The 20,087-nt window shown below is 33.8% G+C and carries 26 protein-coding genes and 3 pseudogenes; 20 read left to right on the top strand and 9 right to left on the bottom strand.

The window, feature by feature from the left end; all coding sequences use genetic code 11:
• The first annotated feature begins 92 nt into the window (after positions 1-92).
• The 12 genes and pseudogenes from ACQKOF_RS06770 to ACQKOF_RS06715 all read left to right on the top strand — a co-directional run bounded on the left by ACQKOF_RS06770 (position 93) and on the right by ACQKOF_RS06715 (position 8,418).
• A complete protein-coding gene (locus tag ACQKOF_RS06770) occupies positions 93-1,739 on the top strand; it encodes a right-handed parallel beta-helix repeat-containing protein (RefSeq protein WP_427554821.1) in 1,647 nt (548 codons plus the stop codon).
• Positions 1,740-2,236: 497 nt separating this feature from the next.
• A complete protein-coding gene (locus ACQKOF_RS06765; protein WP_370046870.1) occupies positions 2,237-2,428 on the top strand; it encodes a hypothetical protein in 192 nt (63 codons plus the stop codon).
• A 260-nt stretch (positions 2,429-2,688) separates the two neighbouring features.
• On the top strand, positions 2,689-3,042 hold the full coding sequence (locus ACQKOF_RS06760; protein WP_427554819.1) for a hypothetical protein: 354 nt from the start codon (positions 2,689-2,691) through the stop codon (positions 3,040-3,042).
• 100 nt (positions 3,043-3,142) lie between these two features.
• Positions 3,143-3,739, top strand: coding sequence for a class I SAM-dependent methyltransferase (locus ACQKOF_RS06755; RefSeq protein ID WP_427554817.1), 597 nt, complete (start codon positions 3,143-3,145; stop codon positions 3,737-3,739).
• 630 nt (positions 3,740-4,369) lie between these two features.
• Positions 4,370-4,498 (top strand): annotated as a pseudogene (locus ACQKOF_RS06750) (MerR family DNA-binding transcriptional regulator); the annotation flags it as partial.
• A 1-nt stretch (position 4,499) separates the two neighbouring features.
• A pseudogene (locus ACQKOF_RS06745) lies at positions 4,500-4,897 on the top strand (RNA-guided endonuclease InsQ/TnpB family protein); the annotation flags it as partial.
• 190 nt (positions 4,898-5,087) lie between these two features.
• Positions 5,088-5,663 carry a DNA-3-methyladenine glycosylase I gene (locus ACQKOF_RS06740; protein WP_427555109.1) on the top strand — a complete coding sequence of 192 codons (576 nt, stop codon included), beginning with the start codon at positions 5,088-5,090 and terminating at the stop codon, positions 5,661-5,663.
• A 162-nt stretch (positions 5,664-5,825) separates the two neighbouring features.
• The gene (locus ACQKOF_RS06735; protein ID WP_427554815.1) at positions 5,826-6,026 is read left to right on the top strand and encodes a hypothetical protein; all 201 of its coding nucleotides are present in this window, start codon (positions 5,826-5,828) and stop codon (positions 6,024-6,026) included.
• A gap of 232 nt (positions 6,027-6,258) precedes the next feature.
• Complete coding sequence (locus ACQKOF_RS06730; protein WP_427554813.1) at positions 6,259-6,561, top strand: hypothetical protein; 303 nt, start codon at positions 6,259-6,261, stop codon at positions 6,559-6,561.
• 189 nt (positions 6,562-6,750) lie between these two features.
• Positions 6,751-7,140: a hypothetical protein gene (locus ACQKOF_RS06725; protein WP_370046860.1), complete on the top strand. Its 390-nt coding sequence runs from the start codon at positions 6,751-6,753 to the stop codon at positions 7,138-7,140.
• Between the two features lie 79 nt (positions 7,141-7,219).
• Positions 7,220-7,843, top strand: coding sequence for an NAD(P)-dependent oxidoreductase (locus ACQKOF_RS06720; protein ID WP_427555107.1), 624 nt, complete (start codon positions 7,220-7,222; stop codon positions 7,841-7,843).
• Positions 7,844-8,037: 194 nt separating this feature from the next.
• Complete coding sequence (locus ACQKOF_RS06715; protein WP_427554811.1) at positions 8,038-8,418, top strand: VOC family protein; 381 nt, start codon at positions 8,038-8,040, stop codon at positions 8,416-8,418.
• Positions 8,419-8,736: 318 nt separating this feature from the next.
• On the opposite strand, the gene ACQKOF_RS06710 is transcribed toward ACQKOF_RS06715, so the two are convergent.
• Complete coding sequence (locus ACQKOF_RS06710; protein ID WP_427554809.1) at positions 8,737-9,108, bottom strand: hypothetical protein; 372 nt, start codon at positions 9,106-9,108, stop codon at positions 8,737-8,739.
• Positions 9,109-9,311: 203 nt separating this feature from the next.
• Here ACQKOF_RS06710 and ACQKOF_RS06705 point away from each other — a divergent pair, with 203 nt between their 5' ends.
• Together ACQKOF_RS06705 and ACQKOF_RS06700 are read left to right on the top strand one after the other, a co-directional pair.
• Positions 9,312-9,677: a hypothetical protein gene (locus ACQKOF_RS06705; protein WP_427554807.1), complete on the top strand. Its 366-nt coding sequence runs from the start codon at positions 9,312-9,314 to the stop codon at positions 9,675-9,677.
• On the top strand, positions 9,664-10,302 hold the full coding sequence (locus tag ACQKOF_RS06700) for an O-methyltransferase (RefSeq protein WP_427554805.1): 639 nt from the start codon (positions 9,664-9,666) through the stop codon (positions 10,300-10,302). Before ACQKOF_RS06705 ends, ACQKOF_RS06700 begins: the two co-directional genes overlap by 14 nt.
• Positions 10,303-10,846: 544 nt before the next feature.
• Here ACQKOF_RS06700 and ACQKOF_RS06695 read toward each other — a convergent pair.
• The 3 genes from ACQKOF_RS06695 to ACQKOF_RS06685 all read right to left on the bottom strand — a co-directional run bounded on the left by ACQKOF_RS06695 (position 10,847) and on the right by ACQKOF_RS06685 (position 12,503).
• Positions 10,847-11,275, bottom strand: coding sequence for a GNAT family N-acetyltransferase (locus tag ACQKOF_RS06695; RefSeq protein WP_427554803.1), 429 nt, complete (start codon positions 11,273-11,275; stop codon positions 10,847-10,849).
• A gap of 347 nt (positions 11,276-11,622) precedes the next feature.
• Positions 11,623-11,955, bottom strand: a complete 333-nt coding sequence (gene csaA / locus ACQKOF_RS06690) for a chaperone CsaA (RefSeq protein WP_427554801.1) — start codon at positions 11,953-11,955, stop codon at positions 11,623-11,625.
• Between the two features lie 17 nt (positions 11,956-11,972).
• Complete coding sequence (locus ACQKOF_RS06685) at positions 11,973-12,503, bottom strand: hypothetical protein (RefSeq protein ID WP_427554800.1); 531 nt, start codon at positions 12,501-12,503, stop codon at positions 11,973-11,975.
• Positions 12,504-12,685: 182 nt separating this feature from the next.
• Here ACQKOF_RS06685 and ACQKOF_RS06680 point away from each other — a divergent pair, with 182 nt between their 5' ends.
• From ACQKOF_RS06680 to ACQKOF_RS06665, 4 genes and pseudogenes are all read left to right on the top strand, one after another.
• A complete protein-coding gene (locus ACQKOF_RS06680; RefSeq protein WP_427554798.1) occupies positions 12,686-13,423 on the top strand; it encodes a polysaccharide deacetylase family protein in 738 nt (245 codons plus the stop codon).
• A 208-nt stretch (positions 13,424-13,631) separates the two neighbouring features.
• Positions 13,632-14,099, top strand: a complete 468-nt coding sequence (locus tag ACQKOF_RS06675) for an NUDIX hydrolase (protein ID WP_427554796.1) — start codon at positions 13,632-13,634, stop codon at positions 14,097-14,099.
• Positions 14,100-14,186: 87 nt separating this feature from the next.
• Positions 14,187-14,887 (top strand): annotated as a pseudogene (locus ACQKOF_RS06670) (Type 1 glutamine amidotransferase-like domain-containing protein).
• A 317-nt stretch (positions 14,888-15,204) separates the two neighbouring features.
• Positions 15,205-15,495, top strand: coding sequence for a DUF5316 domain-containing protein (locus tag ACQKOF_RS06665; protein ID WP_427554794.1), 291 nt, complete (start codon positions 15,205-15,207; stop codon positions 15,493-15,495).
• A gap of 219 nt (positions 15,496-15,714) precedes the next feature.
• Here the strand turns inward: ACQKOF_RS06665 and ACQKOF_RS06660 are convergent, their stop codons facing one another.
• The 5 genes from ACQKOF_RS06660 to ACQKOF_RS06640 form a co-directional block, all read right to left on the bottom strand.
• Positions 15,715-15,882: a YjcZ family sporulation protein gene (locus ACQKOF_RS06660; RefSeq protein ID WP_427554792.1), complete on the bottom strand. Its 168-nt coding sequence runs from the start codon at positions 15,880-15,882 to the stop codon at positions 15,715-15,717.
• 677 nt (positions 15,883-16,559) lie between these two features.
• Positions 16,560-16,775: a hypothetical protein gene (locus ACQKOF_RS06655; protein WP_427554790.1), complete on the bottom strand. Its 216-nt coding sequence runs from the start codon at positions 16,773-16,775 to the stop codon at positions 16,560-16,562.
• 93 nt (positions 16,776-16,868) lie between these two features.
• Positions 16,869-17,129, bottom strand: coding sequence for a DUF3784 domain-containing protein (locus ACQKOF_RS06650; protein ID WP_427555105.1), 261 nt, complete (start codon positions 17,127-17,129; stop codon positions 16,869-16,871).
• A gap of 692 nt (positions 17,130-17,821) precedes the next feature.
• On the bottom strand, positions 17,822-17,983 hold the full coding sequence (locus ACQKOF_RS06645; RefSeq protein ID WP_427554788.1) for a hypothetical protein: 162 nt from the start codon (positions 17,981-17,983) through the stop codon (positions 17,822-17,824).
• 98 nt (positions 17,984-18,081) lie between these two features.
• The gene (locus tag ACQKOF_RS06640) at positions 18,082-18,564 is read right to left on the bottom strand and encodes an NUDIX hydrolase (protein ID WP_427554786.1); all 483 of its coding nucleotides are present in this window, start codon (positions 18,562-18,564) and stop codon (positions 18,082-18,084) included.
• Between the two features lie 409 nt (positions 18,565-18,973).
• Here ACQKOF_RS06640 and ACQKOF_RS06635 point away from each other — a divergent pair, with 409 nt between their 5' ends.
• Positions 18,974-19,318 carry a hypothetical protein gene (locus tag ACQKOF_RS06635; protein WP_427554784.1) on the top strand — a complete coding sequence of 115 codons (345 nt, stop codon included), beginning with the start codon at positions 18,974-18,976 and terminating at the stop codon, positions 19,316-19,318.
• A gap of 217 nt (positions 19,319-19,535) precedes the next feature.
• Complete coding sequence (locus ACQKOF_RS06630) at positions 19,536-19,955, top strand: hypothetical protein (protein WP_427554782.1); 420 nt, start codon at positions 19,536-19,538, stop codon at positions 19,953-19,955.
• Positions 19,956-20,087 lie beyond the last annotated feature (132 nt).

The following is a 20,087-nucleotide window of genomic DNA, read 5'->3' as shown; positions in this document are numbered from 1 at the left end:
AAAAACCGGTTGTAAATTATTTGTACAAAATTGAATAATAGGAAGTTCAATTGGGATATAAATAAAATAAAACCGACAATAGGAGTGTGGAGATGGCGACACTTGTTGTAAAGAGAGGAATTATGCACCGATACCAAAGCATTGGGCAGGCGATTCAAGAGGCAAAGCCGGGAGATTTTATTGAAATCCGGGATGGGATATATGAAGAGAGCTTCGAAATTTCCAAAAGGCTTACACTTTATGGAGTGGGGAATGTGACCATTAAAGGTGGCGTGTTTATCCGCTATCAGACACTTGTAAATATGCGAAATCTGCGTTTTACTCAAGGGCAGGGTATTTATGTAAAGGGAGATTTACAGCTAGAAAACTGTGTCATTGAGCAGCAAATGGTGCAGACACAAGTGACCGTAAGCTTCGGTAGTTTAATGATGAAAAATGTTGATATTTTAGCGAGCCCTGTCAATCATTTTGGCTTACGTATTGATAATGGTTCGAGCGTTATTCTTGTGGATACGACTATCCAGCATCATGTAAAGGCTCAAATCTCTGTGCAAAAAAGTGATATCGCATTGACAAATTGTATGCTGTTGGAAGGGCGAGAGAATGGCATTTTTACAATACAGGATGTAAAAATGGAGATAACGGATTGCGAAATTCATGGACATCAAAAGGCGCAAATTGTGGCAGCCTCCAGTTCAATTTCAATGACCAATACACTTATTCACCAAGGGCAAGATGTAGGGATGCAAGTTTTCGATAGCTCGAAACTAACGATGGATGGCTGTGAAATCAAGCAACATCAAGACACGCACCTAGTTGTTCATCAAAGTGAGTTGGTGGTGACGGATTCTATCTTTTCTGATGGAGTAGGGAATGGCCTTTATCTTGGCGAGAAATCTAAGGCGATATTGTATGATTGTAAGATCCATCGACATGTGAAGTCACAGTTGTTAATTGAAAATAGTAAAGCAGAGTTTCGTACATGTAGAATAGAAAAGGGAGAGGCAACAGGAGTTACGATTGTTAATGAAGCCGATGTATCAATGACAGAGTGTGATCTCCAAGAACACCCGCAATTTCATTTTATTATTGACTCAAGCGGTCTAAAGCTTAATCAGTGCATGATTCAATTTGGGCAGGCAGGTGGTATTTATGGCAATGATCACGCCAAGATTACACTTCAGAACACAACAATTCGAGAGCTCAAAAGTCATCACCTTTATATAAATAATGCTCGACTATTTGCTGATCATTGTACTTTTGAAGACATTAGCGGAAATGCGATTACTTGTATTGATGCTATTTTTGAAGTTGCGAATAGTGATTTTAAAAACTGTCATGAAGGCCCATATGCAATAGTTTGGTCTGATAAGTCAATGGGGCGTATTGAGCATTGTGCGATTGATAAAGCAGATCGTCCATTTTTAGCGATGTCCAATCAATCTTTACTGGAGATGGTTTACACAGATCTAATGTCTGTAAAAATACCGGCTATTGTACAGGGGAAGAGTCAGTTATTTATCGAAGGGTATACAAACGAAACAATATGGAAGACGGATGCATCGTCGAGAATAGTTTATTTACCAGTCAATACTAGCGACAAGACAAAGCACGTTGTATTAAATCAAGCAGAAACAGACAATATTCAAAAACTGGATGGTAAATTACAAATACCACTTGAAAATTTACAAAAATTTAACAAAACTCTTCTGAAGAATAATATTAATAAAACAGTGTAATAGCCGAATAATAAAGTAGGATAAGTAGTTTCAATTATTTTGAAATTACTTTTTTTATGAGATAAAAGCACTGTAATAACGAGGGGAAATGTATAATTAAGATGAATACATATTAAAAAAGTGAGTGTTCTATCTGCTGCCATTGTTCATGACAATCTTAAGTATATTTTTATGGAAACGGTTTCTTTTTGTGATTTATAAGCTGTGACGAAGAATGCTATAATTCGACAAAAGGGCTTATTATTTTTATAATAGAATTAATAGATGACAAGAATTGTTATAGTAACTTCATTAGAAAATTATTGAATTGATAACAATGCTTTTTTTAAGGGGTTAAATTATTATTAAATTAATGTAGATTTTGGATTGATTAATTTCCATGTTATATCCTATAATCAGTAAAAATGGTTCGTAAAATGGTTGTATTAGTTCGTTGTTTGAGAAATATGAATAATGATTGTAAAATAATAAATGGATGGATTAGAGGTGAAAAAAGTATGTTTGGACTTTCGAAAGAAGAAATTATGTTAATGCTTGAGAAGGTGGGATTAGAAGAGAAGCAAAAAAATGCAATTGCCGACATCCTGCATCTTAACAATATGCGAATTGAGCAACAACTTGCATTTATTATCCACCTAGTAATTGATGAACGCGAAAGAAATATTTCAAACAATACATATTTAAATTAGTTAGACTTTTTGATTCATTACATATCGTTTTTTATAAAAATATATTGAATTGACAAATTGTCATGTTCAAAACGATTGTTATTATTATTTTCTCCTACTTATATATGAATAAAATCACAAGTGCTATGTATTTACTAAATACGAAGCGCTTGTGATTTTTTTATCATATCGAGCCTCCTTGTTAAATGGAAAAAATTGAAACTTTTTTAATGTTCAGAACGTAAAGAGATTAGATAGACAAATATAGGAAGGAGAGTACTTTGAAGCAAGCTTTAATGGTACTTGATATTCAAAATGATTACTTGAGTGATCAAGCTCGAATGACTGTAGCAAAGCATCAAATTGAGCTAACTATAAATGGCATTAATGACCTTATTAAAAGGGCCTGGGAAGAGGGTGTGTATTTTTCAAAAAAGAAAGCGGATGCATTTAGTAATCCCAGCTTAATAACGTATTTAAGTAATGAATTGTGCGAGCACAATTCAAAATCTGGACGCAGTTACGCCAAGGCGAGATTGATAGAATGCTGTGTCACTGCAACCATGGAAGGGGCTCTAGCTAGAAAATTTGCTATAACTGTTGTGGAGGATGCAGTCGCAGGTGCTACAGATTAAAGTAAGGAAGCAGCCTTAACAAAGTTAGCTACACAAGACATCTTAATCCTTAATTCACAGCAGATTTTGAAAAGTGAAAATGACAAAGGGGAAATTTGAAATGACGCTTTTACAACGATTAATTGAGCAAGCTAAGAAACCAAGAGGATTCGTAGGCTCACTGATGCTACGAATTATGAATAAGGCACATAGTGGTATGAATACTTGGCTAATGAAACAGGAAGCCATAAATGATGGCGATATTGTATTAGATATTGGATGTGGAGGTGGAAAAACACTTCAATCCTTATCGAAAATTAATCCAAGTGGTAAAATCTATGGTATAGACTTTTCTGGGCAGGCCGTCAAAGACTCTATAAAAACAAATCAAATGGATGTAGCAAATGGCAAAGTGATCGTGACGCAAGCTAGTGTGTCGAGCATTCCGTACACGGATCAGTTTTTCGATACAATTACAGCATTCCAAACGCATTATTTTTGGCCAGACTTGGCAAATGATGTGAAGGAAGTATTTAGAGTGTTGAAGGACGATGGAAAGTTTATTATAATTTCGGAGCTCTACAAAATTAATTATCATATGAAAGCCTATAAAACAAAATCTGAAATCAATCAGTTGTTTGAAAGTGTTGGGTTTCAAACCATTACGATAAGGGAAAACGCACAAAAAGGATGGCTTTGTATAACAGGGGTTAAATGATACATAAAAAATGGAGGGTATATAAATGAAAAGATGTGAATGGGTAACTAAACTGTAACAACAAATTTAGACAAAACTATACAAACCCGTATAGAAGCATAGATTTATAACAGAATACCCTTCGTATCAAGAGATTGGTGCGAACTCCACGTTAATTGCTTTTAACTCCTAAAGCCTTGTGACCAACGCGGAGCTGGAAACGGCAGACGTAACGGTGCGAAAGCAGAAAAAACAACAAGGATGGCATAAGCTGAAAAAAATTACTCAGTGTCCGTAAAGGATTATCGTGACAACGGAAAACGGTGGCGCTAAGTGCTTTGGCAATGGATGTTTAGCAGCGAACTCCTAAATCTCTAATGAGACAAGGAAAACGTTCAACGACTATCTCCTTGAGGGAGAGTAAAACCGCAAGCGAATGGCGGAAGAAAAATGTGGCTCTTATTTAGAAGATAAGATGAAGATATAGTCTGCGCTTATGTGAAAGCATAAGAGGTCTACTCATGAGAGAAAGACTGCATGAAGGGTTGCGCCTTCGTGTGAACAAGAAAAATATATACAAATATAAAAATGTTAACAACCTCTCTAAATAGGGTAATGTGATTTTACCATAGTGAAAGAGAGGTGGTACGCATGGAATTAATGTCCATTGGGAAATTTGCTAAATGTGTTGGTGTAAATGTTGTAACGCTAACTAGAATGGAAACAAAGGGCGAGTTTGTACCTGCCCATGTATCTTCTAGTGGCACGAGATATTACTCGAAAACAAAACGCTGAAATCCGTAATTTATATAAGCGACTTAACGACATCCGAACAAATCATTTACATCAGTGTTCTAATGAGATTGTGAAAACCAAGCCATCTCGTATTGTAATGGAACATTTAAATGTAAAAGGTATGATGAAAAATAAACATCTGTCGAAGGCGGTAGCCGGGCAAAAGCTATATGAATTCAAACGGCAAATTCAATACAAATGTGAAAATACGGAATTGAATTTGTTGAAGCCGACAGATGGTTTCCATCATCAAAAACTTGTTCTTGTTGTGGACAAATCAAATCCGATATGAAACTGAAAGACAGATTATATATCTGCTCTTGTGGATTAAAGTTGGATAGAGATTTGAACGCAAGCATTAACTTAGCAAATTACTCAATCTAAGGAATTTAACTGACACTAAACCTTAGATGTGTACGCAACGATACTGCGGAATTTAAGCCTTTGGAGAGTCATACTAAATGGTAGTAGCTTCGGCGAAACCAGACTCGGAAATAAGGAAGACACAAATACGAAAGGCGAAAGATATAAGTTGTGTCACAGTAGAGATGTCTACATTTTTTTAGAAATGTATATGTTTTTCGTATCGGTTAAGCTAAATGAACCTTTATATGTTGAATATCATGATAAGGAATGGGGTATTCCCGTCTATGATGATCAGCATTTATTTGAGATGCTCTGTCTAGAAGGAGCACAAGCTGGACTTAGCTGGTGGACAATCCTACAAAAAAGAGAGGGCTACCGGGCTGCTTTCGACCAATTCGATGCTTCGAAAATCATTCTCTATACAGAAGAAAAGCTACAGGAGCTTCGTCTGGATACTCGCATCGTTCGTAATAAACTTAAAATTGCTAGTGTTGTGACGAATGCCCAAGCTTTTTTACGTATACAGGAGAAATACGGCTCCTTCTCTGAATATATTTGGGGCTTTGTGGGTCATAAGCCAATCATCAATGAATGGTCGTCCATAGCAGATGTACCTGCTACAACAGAAATTAGTGAACGCATGAGTAAGCAATTAAAAAAAGACGGCTTTAAATTTGTTGGTAGTACGATTTGCTACTCATTTATGCAGGCAACAGGGATGGTGAATGATCATGTCGTAGATTGTGTTTGTCGCAGTGAGGAATCAGCGAATGAAAATCGATGATATTAAGGCACAATTAGTGAGGCAGGCACCAATTCCGACTCTTGCCCAATTCGTTTTGAATCTTACGCTGTTAAGGCATGATGTTCACATATATTGAGAAACGAAGGAGTAAATGAGGGCGTACATTTCTTATTAATTGATGACATGATGAGGAGGAATTAGATGAGGAGGCATACTTCCGAAATTAGAAAAGTAAAGAAGGTGAAGAAAATGGAAAACAAAACAGTTATTAAGAGCGGTATTAGCTTTGGCTCGGTATTGGCCATTACTATTTCTTGGAGTGTAAATCATTCAATTATATGGGCAATCATACATGGTTGTTTAAGTTGGTTGTATGTAATTTATTATGCGCTAATAAGATAAATAGTGATTAGCATGTGAAATCCAATCAAGAAGCGGGATGAATGTGGAACCTGACGCTGTGCAATTGTTTAGCGATACATTGCAGCGTATACATACAATAGTGAATGTGTGCTTCGTTCATAATTTTTGAGCATTTAGCATAAATAACAAAGTGCTCTTTTTTCGATGAAAAGCTCATATTAAGAAAGATTGCTGATATCTTTCCATGTATCGTAGAAGAAAGGTTGATAGGATGACACATCAAGTGACCGCCACAAGCAATATTGATTTTAATGCTACAGGCGTTGATGAAATATTACAAAATGTAGCTTTTATATTATCTACTTTCGTGATATCTTGCCCTTTTTACAGAGATTTTGGTTTAAGACTAGACACTCTTCCACCTTTCCAGCTTGTCAAAAGACGTAATACCGCACGTCTTTTGGAAAGCCTTCAACGTTTCGTGCCACGAGCTATAGTAATAGATGTTGAATATGTTGGAGATGCATATTTAGGAAAATTAGAACCTGTTGTGAAAGTCATCGTAAACGAATAAAATTTTAAGGTGAATTATTTCCGTTACCTTACACAGATTTGCCAGGCTATTTAAATGTTAGCCCGGCAAATTTTATAAGGAGTTTATTATAAATAGACAAAGACCTTTTTGAAGTGCATACCGGGAAAGTGGGATTCATTCATTATTTAATAAGTGTATTCTATTAAAAAGATGAAATGGAGAGAATTTATGAGAGGGTTATTAAAAGGCATTGTTATTTTATTTTCCTTGATAGTAATAACTGCGGCCTTGATTAAGTATAATCAGCCTTCAATTGAAAGACCCATTCAAAAAAATCCCGATACAAATTATAGTGAAGAAATTGGTGAAAAATTACAAAACACGAATTTTACACAAAAAATTATAGTAGCGTTACGAGCAGCAGGCTATTTTCCAGATAGTACAATAGGCTATTTAATTGAATCTCCAAACAATCAAGTAATCACTATACAATTACATAATTTAGATAAACTTGAAAAGAGTACAGAAAGCGAAATCCAAAATATCGTCAACAGTATTGCGGAAACTAATGATCTTCAATTGTTTATCGTTAATCTCAGACTTATTGATGTTCATTAACCGCGCTTAAGGATAGTTAGATACCTCTAAATAGTTAAGGAAAATTTTTGTGCTATAATCAAGAAAAGAGGTGATCATTCTGAGAATTTTAGTTTTAGGTGCAACTGGGCGCGTTGGTAGCCACATTGTTTCACTAGCGCTCCGAGATGAACATAGCGTTACAGCTTTAGTTCGTAACCCCAAAAATAAGCTACAAATAAATGATAAAAATTTACATATTGTACAAGGGAATGTATTAGAAAAACAAGATATAGAAAATGTTATGGCGAATGTTGATATTGTGATTAGTGCATTAAACACAGATGGCACAAATACATTAACTGAAAGTATGCCGCTAATCCTTGATGCAATGGAAAAAGAGCATGTGAAAAGAATAATCACTGTTGGAACGGCTGGTATTCTACAAAGTCGACAGACACCAAGTATTTTACGTTATCAATCGAGCGAATCAAAAAGAAAATCAACCTTTGCGGCAGAGGAGCATCATAAAGTCTATCATTTAATAAAGAAATCTGACACTGATTGGACAATCGTCTGTCCTACATACTTACCTGATGGTGAATACACAGGTACTTATCGTATCGAACGAGACTTTTTACCGGATAGTGGGGTAGAAATATCTGTAGCAGATACCGCAGAGTTTGCATATCAACAAATTCAGAGCAAGGAATATGTGAAATCGCGTGTAGGTATTGCCTATTGAATTTCCAAACTATTGTCTAAATAAATATAAGAAGCGGAAAATATTGTTCGCCTAAAGAGTGCGTTAATCGAAGAAGGATTAACGCATTTTTTGTTGAAGTTATTAAGCTAACGGAGCAGGTTCGTTGAATAAGAATTAACAACAATCAGGGAGAAAATTTAGTTGTTTTATAAAAGAGGAAGCTGATAAATTATATGAATAAGGTCAAGATTGAAAATTCCCTTACAGTATTGTTGGTATCAGATTTTGGAAAATCTAAGAAATATTACGAAAGTGCATTGGGATGTGAAGTGAATGAACATTGGGCAGTTAGAGATGATTTTGGCTTGGGATTTAAATTAGTTCAGGCCAAAGATTTGGAAGATGTTAGACCTAATAAAGGTACTTGGAATACTTACGCTTATGTAAAGACCCACAATGAACTAGACGCGTTATATGATGAATTGAAGACCAATGGTACAATAATCGTTTCAGAACCTAAAGTATCAGAATTTGATTGGGGGAGTTGGAAGGACTTTTCGGTTAGGGATTTGGATGGATATATAATTGGCTTTGGTTCTGGAAGTAAAAATTAAGCAATAAAAAGATAATTTATAAAATGGTGCAAGTTTATGTAGCTGCTAATTTAGGCGGTGTTTTGGATTACTTTTTTGATAATTGGATAAGTATTGAAAAAGTTATCAAAACCGTTAATTTTCATGATCACAAAAAGCTGTTTGGATAATACTTGAGTAGGGGAAAGGCGTCTAATGACGTCTTTTCTTTTCTTCTCATTTCGCCCATAGGCTAAAAAAATTAAAGTCACCTTCAAAAATGAAAGGTGACCTCCGAAAATTTTAAAGGCTAGATTCTCTTAAAAAACTCTATAGCGAAATCATTGGCAAATAGTCGAATCATCTATTTTTCTTTGTCATTTCGGTTAATTGTTGATAAATAATATTTTTATAGTTTACATTTCGCCATAATGTAATAACGTCCAATTCTGCTAGTTCTTGAAGGCAGTTTTGTATTAATTCGAATGCGATAAAATAAGCTAAGCGATTAATACCAAATCGTTTACCTCCATTAATAGAGAAGCATTCAAGAAACACTGCTCTTACATTAAGTGAAGTTAAATCGCTTAAAACTCTTCTGTAATTATTTGTTTTTAAGTCTTCTTGAAACACAAAATATTCATCTGTCCTCGCACTTACCACCTTTGTTGAAAAATACGTTGCAATGCCTTCCTGTAAAAGCCAAGTGAATGGGCTCTCCCAATCTACCATTGTCCAATCAATTCCTCTTTTTTCGGATAATAAATGGTGTAAAGCGTGCCCAAACTCATGAGCAATAATAATTTGTAAATGGCAGTCTTGAGGGGAAAGCTTTTCTAAGCAAAATGCAGGCTAATTGACAAAGTGCATACATTTGTATACAATTAAATCGTAGTCAGACGTATACGAATGTATACATTGAAAGGAGAATGAAAATGAGAAGTGAAAAATTTAAGGAATTTAGAGAAGATGGACATCATCGTGGGGGACGTCATAGAGGAAGAGACGGTTCTCAACAGCGTGGAGCTAAAACCTTCCGACGTGGAAGAGCCATTGCTTTTTTAGAGATGATGAATTTAAAGCGTTCAACGATTAAGCAACAATTAGAGCAACCAGAGTTTCAATCTATTCAGCCAATATTAGTGGGTGAATTAAAAGCCATTGATATGGTTATCAATGAGTTCATTCAATTATTTGAAATACATGAAAGTGAAACGATGGATACGTTCGACAGTCAAGAAAATCATGAAAAATCTTTAAATCATGAAGAAGAAGGGAAAAATCTGAATGAAAATAATTAATAATTACATTGATGCTGTGTTTCATAACGAAGACTCAATTTTAGAGGAGGTCATTACATCCATTGAAGAAAACGGGATGCCCGCCATTTCTGTTTCTGTTTCCTCTGGAAAACTTTTAACAATGCTTGTCTCGATGACAGGAGCTAAAAACATTCTTGAAGTAGGAGCTCTCGGTGGATATAGTGGAATTTGTCTAGCTAGAGGGTTCGGCAGTGATGGAAAATTAACTTCTCTAGAATTAGAGGAAAATTACGCACAATTAGCTTACGGTAATTTATCGAAGGCAGGTTTTGGTGAACAAGTGACATATATAACAGGCCCTGCATTGCAAAGCCTTGAAGAGCTAGTACAAAGTAATGAACGTTTCGATTTTTTCTTTATCGATGCTGATAAGGATAATTATGAAAACTATTTAAATTACTGTGTACAGCTAGCAAATCCCGATGCGTTCATAGTTACTGACAATGTGCTTGCTGCAGGAAGTGTGGCAGATCCAAATGCCAAACCAAAACGATATACGGAAATAATGAAGAAATTCAATGTAGCAGTCGCAAATCACCCTCAACTAGAGTCGATTATTATTCCAATTGGTGATGGTATGACACTGTCAAAAGTGAAGAAATAAGCACCATATTGATACGAGGAGGCACTGACGGACGAATGCATGTTAGTGCTTTTTTGCTTATTACTTTTCATAGCCTACAAATATAAATAATTGAGTACCCATCCGGCAATCCCAACTATAATTCCTACAATAATTAAGACAAGTCCCTGCTTTTTCGCATGATAATCACTTCTTAAAACGAGCCTATACAAACGGCAATAATACCACAAAACAATTGAAAAAAAACAAGTGCAAACAAAGCATTTAACCAACCAATTGTTATGAGTAGGATTTACAGCTTTTTTCATTTTTCATTTGCATTCTTCCTTTCATCGTTATGTATGTATACCATTTTATTGAAAAATCGGATTAGAGTACATGATATAATTTGAATATTAGCGGTAGTATAAAATAGGGGAGCCACGATATATTAGGAATTCATTTACTAAAAAGACTGAAGTCAAACTTGTTATTATAAGCTTGATTTCAGTCTAATTTCTCATTTAACTATTTCATTTTAACTAATCTGTTATTATGCATAAAACAGAGGGGAGACCTCGCCTATTTACTTCAATCTTAGATGTAATATTGGATAAGGGCGACCTGAACTATCTGTCGGCTCTTCACTGACAATCGTGAAACCATTTTTCAAATAAAACATCTTTGCGTTTTCATTGTCTTTGTTAACATCAACAGACTTTACATTAAAATCTCTAATGAGTTGTTGAATTATTTGTTTTCCATAACCTTTTCCAATTTCAGCCGGTTCTAAAAATAGCATTTCTAAGTGCTGATTATTGGTACCTGAAAACCCTATCAATCTATTTTCCACAAACCAAAGTCTCACATCAAGATGTGGGAAATACATAGGAATTTCCTGTTTAATGTCTTCCTTATCTTTTAAACTTAAAAAATCATGGGTTTTGGTAACGGATCTATCCCAAAGATTTATAATAGCTTCATAGTCATTAGTTGTAGCTTGTCTGTTTTTCATAATGTTTTCTCCTTTATCTCTTCATTTATCACGCTCCTTTCTATTTTTTATTTGAAGATTTTAACGATGTAGCACCAATCTAAATAAAATTTCATTTTCTATGATCCTCTCGATTTAGGGGATTTGTTCTGCTAATAATTTTTATGTAACAAAAATTGTAACATATGGTACTAATAAAGGGCCACATTTGTGACCCTTAGTATCAAGTCAGGAGGTGTAAGGCTAAATTAGCATTACATTTATTATATGATGTAGAAAAAATTTAAGTTAGTTTTGTGCCTGCGAAATAGATTCATTAAAAAATAAAAATTTTAAAGTATAAATCAACAATCACAAAATAACTAACTTTAACTAATTTTAGTTCCGTTTGGTACAGACTGATCAGGAGTTAGTAAAATCACATCTCCTTCTACAGGAACTCCGCCAATCACTAAAACTTCAGATTTAAAACCCGCTACACGACGCGGTGGGAAATTAACGATAGCTACTACTTGCTTATTAACAATTCCTTCTGGCGTATAGCGTTTAGTAATTTGAGCAGAAGATTGCTTGATTCCAATATCTTCGCCAAAATCAATTTTCATTTTAACAGCAGGAACCCTTGCTTTCGTAAGTTCTTCCGCATGGATAACAGTGCCAATTCTAATATCAAGATTCATAAAGTCTTCTATAGTTGCCATAAAAAATACTCCTTCATTTAATTTTCAATTTGTATAAACTCTTGTAAATTCTTTTTGATCGCAGTATTTATTTTTGCTATAGTAACTGGATTAATATTTTCGAATATTGCATAAAGCGATTCAAATGATGCATGGAGCTCTTTGTTTTGATCTAATTCTTCTCGAGTGATTGCAAAATTCTCTAATGTAGTAGGGTGATTATGCCGTTTTAGTTGCTTTTCAATTTTCTCAAGGAGTAAAAGAAAAGATTCATCATTAAAATACTTAAAACATGTTTTGATAGCTGCCCAATTTTTAGGCTGAGCCATGAAATAAGCACTCCACCAATAAAATTCGTTAAGAGATTTACTAATATGGTTATAATAAACATAAAACATAAATAATGCTCTTTGGCCTTCCGTAAGTTCCTCATAAAAACGTTCTTTTACACCGATATTAGTTTCTTCAGACATTCTTACCTTATAAATCTTAATGAGTGGTTCGAAACACTTTTGACTTAGACTGGAACAATTAAAATCAAAATCTTCTTCTCTTACCTTTATTATCAAAACAATCACACTCCTTCCCATTAATATAACATTTTGGAATTGGAATGTGCAGCGTTATTTCATTCATTTTGGATTGTTAATGGTTTTATATACAATTAAAAGTTGAAAAATTAAAGCATTTTTTAGTTTAAACCTCAAATAATAATGATTAGAAATAATTATTATTTGCAGGAGGTGAAAACTTGAGGAAATATTATCTGCTAATCGCTTTATGCTTTTTCGGGGTATTTTTATTTTTTATCAATGAAAAATCCTTTGCAGACAAGGGAAGGAAATATTACGAAGAAGCAGGGCAAATTTTGTGGGATATTAATACGGATGAAAAAGTTATCGCCTTAACCTTTGATGATGGTCCTCATAAAAAGTACACACCTGACATTTTAGATATATTAGACAAGTACAATGCAAAGGCCACATTCTTTATTGTGGGTGAAAATGCAGAAAAAAATCCAGATCTTGCTTTACGTATACACGAAGAAGGTCACGAACTGGCCATTCACACATATACGCATCCTTTAAGGACGAATGTTTCTAATTTAATGAAAGAAATAAAACAAACACATGCAACAATTTATGGTATTACTGGTTATGTCCCTGTTTTATTTAGACCAGTAGAGGGTCAATACACGGATTCCATGATTGATGCAATAGCAAAAGAAGGGTATAAAGTTGTCATGTGGTCATGGCATTTAGATACATTTGATTGGAAAAGCCCTGGAGAAAAGAAAATTGTCAATACTGTTTTAAAAGGTGCTAAGCCTGGTAGTGTCGTGTTATTTCATGACGGCGGTGGAAATCGTGAGCAAACTGTGAGGGCATTGGAAAAGATTTTACCAGAGCTTGAAGACCAGGGATATAAATTTGTCACGATTTCTGAGCTTCTGGAGATTCAAAAGTTAAATAATAACGATGGAAAATAAATATAGGCAGGGCTCAGTTCTTAATGTAAACTGGCCTTGCTTTTTGGTATTATTGAACCCTTTGTATTTATATTGGAGTAAATAATGTAAAATAAGGATGTTTGTGGTGATTTCAATTTTTAGTGGACTGTACTAATTTCTAGACCTTTAAATAATTTATGAAAAAGAACATTTAAGGAATCTACAACAAGGAATGAGGGTATCAATTATGAATGATTACATTAAAACGATGAGACAGTTGATTGGGCATGAAACTCTATTGACTATTGGCTGTGGAGCAATAATTGAAGATGATAGGGGACGTATTCTTTTACAAAAAAGGATTGACGGTGATATTTGGGGAATCCCAGGAGGCATCTTGGAAATCGGAGAAACTTTTGAAGAGACAGTTAAAAGGGAAGTCTTTGAAGAAACTAATCTTATTCTGAACAATATGACATTGTTTGGATTATATTCAGGTAAAAATGGTTTTGCAGAGTACTCAAACGGAGATAAAGTATTTAGTGTTCAGATAATTTTTTACTCAAGCGATTATAAAGGTACTTTACAAATCAATGATGAAAGTAGCGAATTGCACTTTTTATCGAGAAATGAAATACCTTTAAATCTTAATCCTCACCAATCCTCATTTATTAAGGATTGGAGCAATGGTATACCTACACCAGTAATAAAATGAAAAAGTTCTTAAACTAATAGGTGCGTTTCCTCTAGAAGTTTTATATAATTGGAAAATACAGTATTTTCAAAAAAAGTAGTGAGAAAGATGAAACAAATTATTACATTAGGAGGAGGGGGCTTTTCTATGGAGCCTCATAATCCATTATTAGATACATATATTTTACAGCAGTCTAACAAAGCCAATCCTAAGATCTGCTTTGTTCCTACTGCAAGCGGAGACTCAGAAAATTATATTGCAAAATTTTATTCTTTCTTTAACTCACAACAATGTATTCCATCCCACTTATCTCTCTTTTCTCCTCCAACTCGAGATTTAGAAAGTTTTATTTTAGAAAAGGATATTATTTATGTTGGCGGAGGAAATACTAAAAACCTTTTAGCTTTGTGGAAAGAATGGTCGTTAGATAGCATTTTTAAGACTGCTTGGCATGAGGGAATCCTTTTAACAGGCATTAGTGCTGGTTCAATCTGTTGGTTCGAGGAAGGAATAACAGATTCATTTGGAGGAGATATAGAGCCGATAACTGTTTAGGGTTTCTTCCAGGAAGTAATTGTCCTCATTATGATGGAGAAATCAATCGAAGACCTAATTACCAAAATTTGGTTAAATCTAATAAACTCTCATCCGGAATTGCCGTTGATGATGGAGTAGCAGTTCATTTTATCAATCAAGAAATCCATAAAATCGTTAGTTCAAAACCTAATGGTAAAGCATATAAGGTCTCCTTGGATCAAGATATCGATGAGCAAGAGTTAGCTGTAGAATTTTTAGGAAGTAAAGAGTAATAACAATATAGTCCATTTAAACATTGTCGAGTTCTCTTATCACTTATTATAGCTAAATTTTTAAATTTATATCATGTTGGGTTATCTTCAGCGTTTTCCTGATGAACCCAGTGATTGATTTTAAATTGAATATGAACGATTAGGGGAACTCTTTGTAAAATTAGTGCCCCTTTTTGGATTTCAATCTGTGCTAATTCTTCGATCAATAGGATCAAAAGATTTTGAGTTTTTTATGAAGAAACAAACTAAGCACTTTTGATAAAAAGCGAAACAAAATATGGTAATAAAACGTAATATAAGGATAGGGGGGATAGGAGTTGAGATATTTTTTAATTGGTGTTTTCTTATCACTATGCGGTGTTTTAATATCGATGATTTTGTGGGGAATGGAAAAGATTTATTTAGTTTCAGGAACGGTTGGCTGTATTTTTATTGTCATTTCAATGATTTTTTCGGGGTCCATGGTTAGTGGGGATAGGATGAGGGCAAACATTGCTACCGAAACTACAGAACATCGGGACGAACGTAATAAACTAACTGTAAATTCCTTATACATTGCATTACCAAATATTATTGTTGCGGCTTTGTTTTATTATTTAAGTAAATGATATTGAATGGAAAGAAAAGTTGAACAATCTAAAATAAAAGGTCACTCGGACAAAAGTGACCTTTTTTGTTTTAACTGTAGTATGTTAGGCTGGTTAGTTATCCTACTATTACTAGGTAATTTAGCAACAGAGGTTATGGAAGTGATTAATCGTGACAATGATAAATAGCATTAACTTTTTTCATTATAGATCTGAATAGAAACTAAATTATTGGAAAATTTAATACATGAATGTTGTACCAACAATAATTAAAAGAATGAAAAGAACTACAATTAAGGCGAATGCTGAACCATGGCCATGGCCATAGTAACCGCCACCGCCGTATCCGCCGCCACCGCCATAGCTTCCGTAACAACAGTTACCATAATTTCCACCGTAATATCCCATGAAATATCCCTCCCTTCTACAGTCTATAATATGTTTAGGTGTAGAAAGGAGGGGAGGTATTCATCTTGGTTTTACTCAGTTTGGTTTAAAAACTCGAAAAATTAAATTATGAGGAATTACTCAGTTAATGGGGTCACTTATGAAAAATGTGAGCAGCTACTAAACATATGACATTAATTAAAGAAATTTCATTATTATAGAAAAATAAAATTGAAACTATTATAAATTTCAATCGTATAAAATAAGGAAGGTTCTAGGAGGTGTGTTTGTACTATGTCGTTTATTGGATGGGCTATTCTAACTTTTTCAATTGTTTGTTACTTGCCTTTCTTTATCTGGCTTTCTGCTAGTTATCTAAGTAGCGGAGATCAATCAAAAAGAAAAAATTACTTTTGGTTATTATTGATGTCAGTTGGATTATTAAATTCTTTGAACACTTTCTTGTTTAAGATTCAAGATACATATTTTTTAGCAATAACAGTTATCATCATTTTATTATTTAGCCTTTACATGTTTTTCGTTGTTCGGAAAGATAAAAGAAAAGTAACGTTTAGATAAATTAAAAGTGGTGGAACGACTAACGAAACGTTTGAGATTGAGACAATGTTCTTAAAAAAGATCCCCTTGAAGTAGACGATGTAATCCAGGTCTAAATTCAAGGGGATCTTTTAAAATTTCTATAAAGTTCTTCGCTGATTTTTTTGATTCAACCTCTGTTTTAAAATTTTATCTGTTTCAATACCCGCATTGAAAACAGACAATATCATAATAAAGAAAAATAGTATTTGAACGAACCTATCTGCAGTCCAATATCCCAAATAATTCATAAATACAAGGATGACAAATAAAATAGCAGAAATAATGCGAGAATAAGGGCGTAATTTACGAGACATTTTATATCCTCCTTTTTACGTTAATAAAATCACAATTTAAGGTTAACATAAAAATGGATTAAAAAGTAAAAATGAGTCTAAGCAAGACTCTTATTAAAATGGTTTATTAATTAATTGTCTCCAGACCATACCACTAATGATACCCCAAAATTCTAGTCCAAAAGGTAACAGAAAAGTAGCGATACCTACTATGTATGAGAAAACACCAAATAGCTTAGCTAGTTTATCTTTATTGCAAATAAAACTATCTTCTTGATAACCTGCAATAAGCCACAGTTTCCTTTTTGCATGGATAAGATAACCCATAAAAATAATAATTAAAGCAAGAACAATACAAGTAATATATCCACCAATAATTTTTCGCCACCTCACTTATGTTAGTTCTAATAAATATACGAATATAATAAAAAAGGTTTTCTAAATTATTACTGAAGGTGATTATTAGATAGCTACAGTCAAATTAAACGATGGAACTACTAAAATAATATAAGAGTGACATTAATCTAAAAAAGACTTTAGGGGGAAGGTATGGATATAAAAGCCACAGAGTTATTGTTCGTGGAACTTTTGAAGAAGAAAATCCCATCATACAAAATCTGAGATAACTCATCAGAAAATGCTTATATATTTATCAGTATAGGTATAAAAATTGAGGGGAATTTGGATAATAATGAAAGAGAAGTAAATAAGGGTCACTCGAACCAAAGTGACCCTAAACCACAATCTAGGAGGGCAAAGCTAGGTTAGCTTTACACTACTATTAATATGCTTTGATAGTTATGTTTGTATAGTGAAATGCCTGTGAATTAGATTAAAAAATTAAAGCTATAGGTGAACTTTTAAAATTATGTATAAGTCACGTCTACTACATGTTCTCCCTATTTTTTTAACGCAATATAAGTAATAAACATAGCAAGTATAATAAAGTGCTATGAGACTAAAAAAAGAAACCTTGTTCATATAACCAAACATTGCTAATGCTAGAAGACCGAAGCCAAATAAATGAATCATCAAATCAAATGCTTTTGATTTGGCGTTTTGACTTATTACAATATTTCGGTCATCTTTTTCCTCAATAAGCTGTTCTTTAGTTTTATTTTTTCATCTACCAATTTAGTGATGCCCGTACCTACTAGCATCACTCCACAAAATCCAACTCCTATTGGAACTATAGTCCTTACTAAAAAGGTTTCACTAGTGATACTCATCAGCAAACCTCCAAATAGGCCTATATAGATCTCATGAAATCCTGCCTTCTAATTAATAAAAAATGTATGAAGCTATAGCCTAAAAGAAGGTTTGTTACTTAAAAAGCTGCTTGTAATACTAAGTGTGCAAACTCATGGTCATTAATTACATAAGGTACTTCTTCCGGCTCAACCCAAATGCGCGAAATCGTTTCATGCTCTCGAAAAAATGGGAGACACTCTTGGATTTCCATGTTATAAAACATTTGATAGCCGATTAAAGGGTACTTACCATCAGCATTGAATAAAGGGTTCTCTTCGTGACTGACTTCAATTGCACCAATATAGTTGATATGTCCCTTTACATAGCCTTCTTCAAATGCCTCTCTATGGAATGCTTCTTCAGGTGTTTCTCCTTTTTTTATATGACCTCCAGGAAAGTTAAATCCTCTCCCATCTACATGAACTAACAAAACATTCCCTTGATAAAAACAAACTCCATGTACACTTGTTACTTTGCTGTAATCTTCAATACTTTTATTTTGTAGCCAAGTCAGTTTAAGATGGTGTCCGCTCCAGTTCACATAAGTTTGGTTGTTCATCTGCATCCGTCCTTTCAACAAAATCATTATATTTCCATTTTAGTTAATTAAAAGATGTATGTATATTATAATTTATAACTTAATAAATAAAAAAATCCTTCTAAATAGATTTTGTGTCAAATTCAGAAGGTCAAAAAATAGATAATATTTCGAGCTGATTTATTTTAGGGAGTCAAAGTAATTTGTTTACACTTTTAGTGAACATCTACATCAATTGGTTCATCAAAGTGGAAGCTAAGGATTAATGAATTACAGCCTTTATGAAGTGGATTATTGGGATGCACAAACAGAACAAAAATACAAAAAGAGTCACATTTAACTAGATGTGGCTTTTTCTTATGCATCTAATAGCTATGAATAAGTGTGATGGAGGCAAGCTTAATGCAAGTTGATTAAGGTGCAGCCATGTTTGACATCAACTTTACGCAAAGAAAGAGGTGGTACTATGCAATTAACAGATGGTACAAGGACATTTGAATCAGAAACAATCGATGAAGCTGCAAAAAAATTACAACGAGATGAGCAGGAGAGAGAGATGCTAAATGCTTTTGCTCGCTATGCTTACCTTCGATACAAGCAGATTCGAGATTGTGTAAACCCTCGTAAATGCAAATACATGAGGATTGATCAAGTGCGTGAACAATTAAAATCGCCAGCCAAACTACGAAAGGTTAGCAGTCTATTCAATATTTCAGAAGAAGAAGTGCATTACATTATAGATTTTGTGAAAAAGTATTTGAAGTATGTCAAATAAAACAAAAATCTCTCGGTCAAAAAAATTTTAACCGGGAGATTTTCATTTTTACATAAATATTCTAGGCTTTTCATTAGCCACGTAATCACTTTGCACAGGCTCTTGGATTTGTTAAAAGAGGAATGATATTGAAAATGGCCTTGTTCGCAAGGTTATCATTTCTCATCTTTCCACACTATATAGTATTATAATGTGTAGAATTAAGGAGTGTGAGAGTATGAGATTCATTAAATTCCTTCTGATCATTGTAATTTTCCTCGGTGTTATTGGTTATGGGGTTTATCATTATGGTATGAAGTATGCATCCGATAAGGTCGTTGATACTATTTCAACAGAATTAGAGCAAAGTGGGCAAATGGATGAAATTAAAAATACGATTGAAAGTGACCCTCAACTAAAATCATTTATGGAAGAGGCTAAAACTGCAGACAGCAGCAAGTTACCGTTTACAACAAAAGAAGAGGCTACAAAAGTAATAATTCAAAAAGTTGGGATCTCGGAGCTTAATAATATAAGAGTAAAAGTACAAAATGGTTCAATGACGAAAGAACAAGTTATTCAAGAAATGGAAGGTAAATTAACAGACGAAGAAATGACGGCCCTAAAAGTAGTTGTTTATAAAGAGTTATATAAATAAAACGTTGACGGGCCATATAAAAGAAAAAGCGAGGCTAGGACATAACTAAATGGTTCCTTCATAAAGCCGAATAATCTCTAAATTAACAAAACACGATAAATAGAAAAACCGAACTATTTCGAAACACTTCAT

It is taken from the genome of Lysinibacillus sp. NPDC093190, assembly GCF_050280425.1.
Lineage (GTDB): Bacteria > Bacillota > Bacilli > Bacillales_A > Planococcaceae > Lysinibacillus.
The sequence above is the reverse complement of the archived record's forward strand: the minus strand, read 5'-3'. Positions and strand labels throughout refer to the sequence as shown.

Coding starts and splice junctions, on each gene's coding strand:
- ACQKOF_RS06770 (WP_427554821.1), top strand. CDS start 93: ATGGCGACACTTGTTGTAAAGAGAGGAATTATGCACCGATACCAAAGC.
- ACQKOF_RS06765 (WP_370046870.1), top strand. CDS start 2,237: ATGTTTGGACTTTCGAAAGAAGAAATTATGTTAATGCTTGAGAAGGTG.
- ACQKOF_RS06755 (WP_427554817.1), top strand. CDS start 3,143: ATGACGCTTTTACAACGATTAATTGAGCAAGCTAAGAAACCAAGAGGA.
- ACQKOF_RS06740 (WP_427555109.1), top strand. CDS start 5,088: ATGTTTTTCGTATCGGTTAAGCTAAATGAACCTTTATATGTTGAATAT.
- ACQKOF_RS06735 (WP_427554815.1), top strand. CDS start 5,826: ATGAGGAGGCATACTTCCGAAATTAGAAAAGTAAAGAAGGTGAAGAAA.
- ACQKOF_RS06730 (WP_427554813.1), top strand. CDS start 6,259: ATGACACATCAAGTGACCGCCACAAGCAATATTGATTTTAATGCTACA.
- ACQKOF_RS06725 (WP_370046860.1), top strand. CDS start 6,751: ATGAGAGGGTTATTAAAAGGCATTGTTATTTTATTTTCCTTGATAGTA.
- ACQKOF_RS06715 (WP_427554811.1), top strand. CDS start 8,038: ATGAATAAGGTCAAGATTGAAAATTCCCTTACAGTATTGTTGGTATCA.
- ACQKOF_RS06710 (WP_427554809.1), bottom strand. CDS start 9,108: ATGGTAGATTGGGAGAGCCCATTCACTTGGCTTTTACAGGAAGGCATT.
- ACQKOF_RS06705 (WP_427554807.1), top strand. CDS start 9,312: ATGAGAAGTGAAAAATTTAAGGAATTTAGAGAAGATGGACATCATCGT.
- ACQKOF_RS06700 (WP_427554805.1), top strand. CDS start 9,664: ATGAAAATAATTAATAATTACATTGATGCTGTGTTTCATAACGAAGAC.
- ACQKOF_RS06695 (WP_427554803.1), bottom strand. CDS start 11,275: ATGAAAAACAGACAAGCTACAACTAATGACTATGAAGCTATTATAAAT.
- csaA (WP_427554801.1), bottom strand. CDS start 11,955: ATGGCAACTATAGAAGACTTTATGAATCTTGATATTAGAATTGGCACT.
- ACQKOF_RS06675 (WP_427554796.1), top strand. CDS start 13,632: ATGAATGATTACATTAAAACGATGAGACAGTTGATTGGGCATGAAACT.
- ACQKOF_RS06660 (WP_427554792.1), bottom strand. CDS start 15,882: ATGGGATATTACGGTGGAAATTATGGTAACTGTTGTTACGGAAGCTAT.
- ACQKOF_RS06655 (WP_427554790.1), bottom strand. CDS start 16,775: ATGTCTCGTAAATTACGCCCTTATTCTCGCATTATTTCTGCTATTTTA.
- ACQKOF_RS06645 (WP_427554788.1), bottom strand. CDS start 17,983: ATGAGTATCACTAGTGAAACCTTTTTAGTAAGGACTATAGTTCCAATA.
- ACQKOF_RS06640 (WP_427554786.1), bottom strand. CDS start 18,564: ATGAACAACCAAACTTATGTGAACTGGAGCGGACACCATCTTAAACTG.
- ACQKOF_RS06630 (WP_427554782.1), top strand. CDS start 19,536: ATGAGATTCATTAAATTCCTTCTGATCATTGTAATTTTCCTCGGTGTT.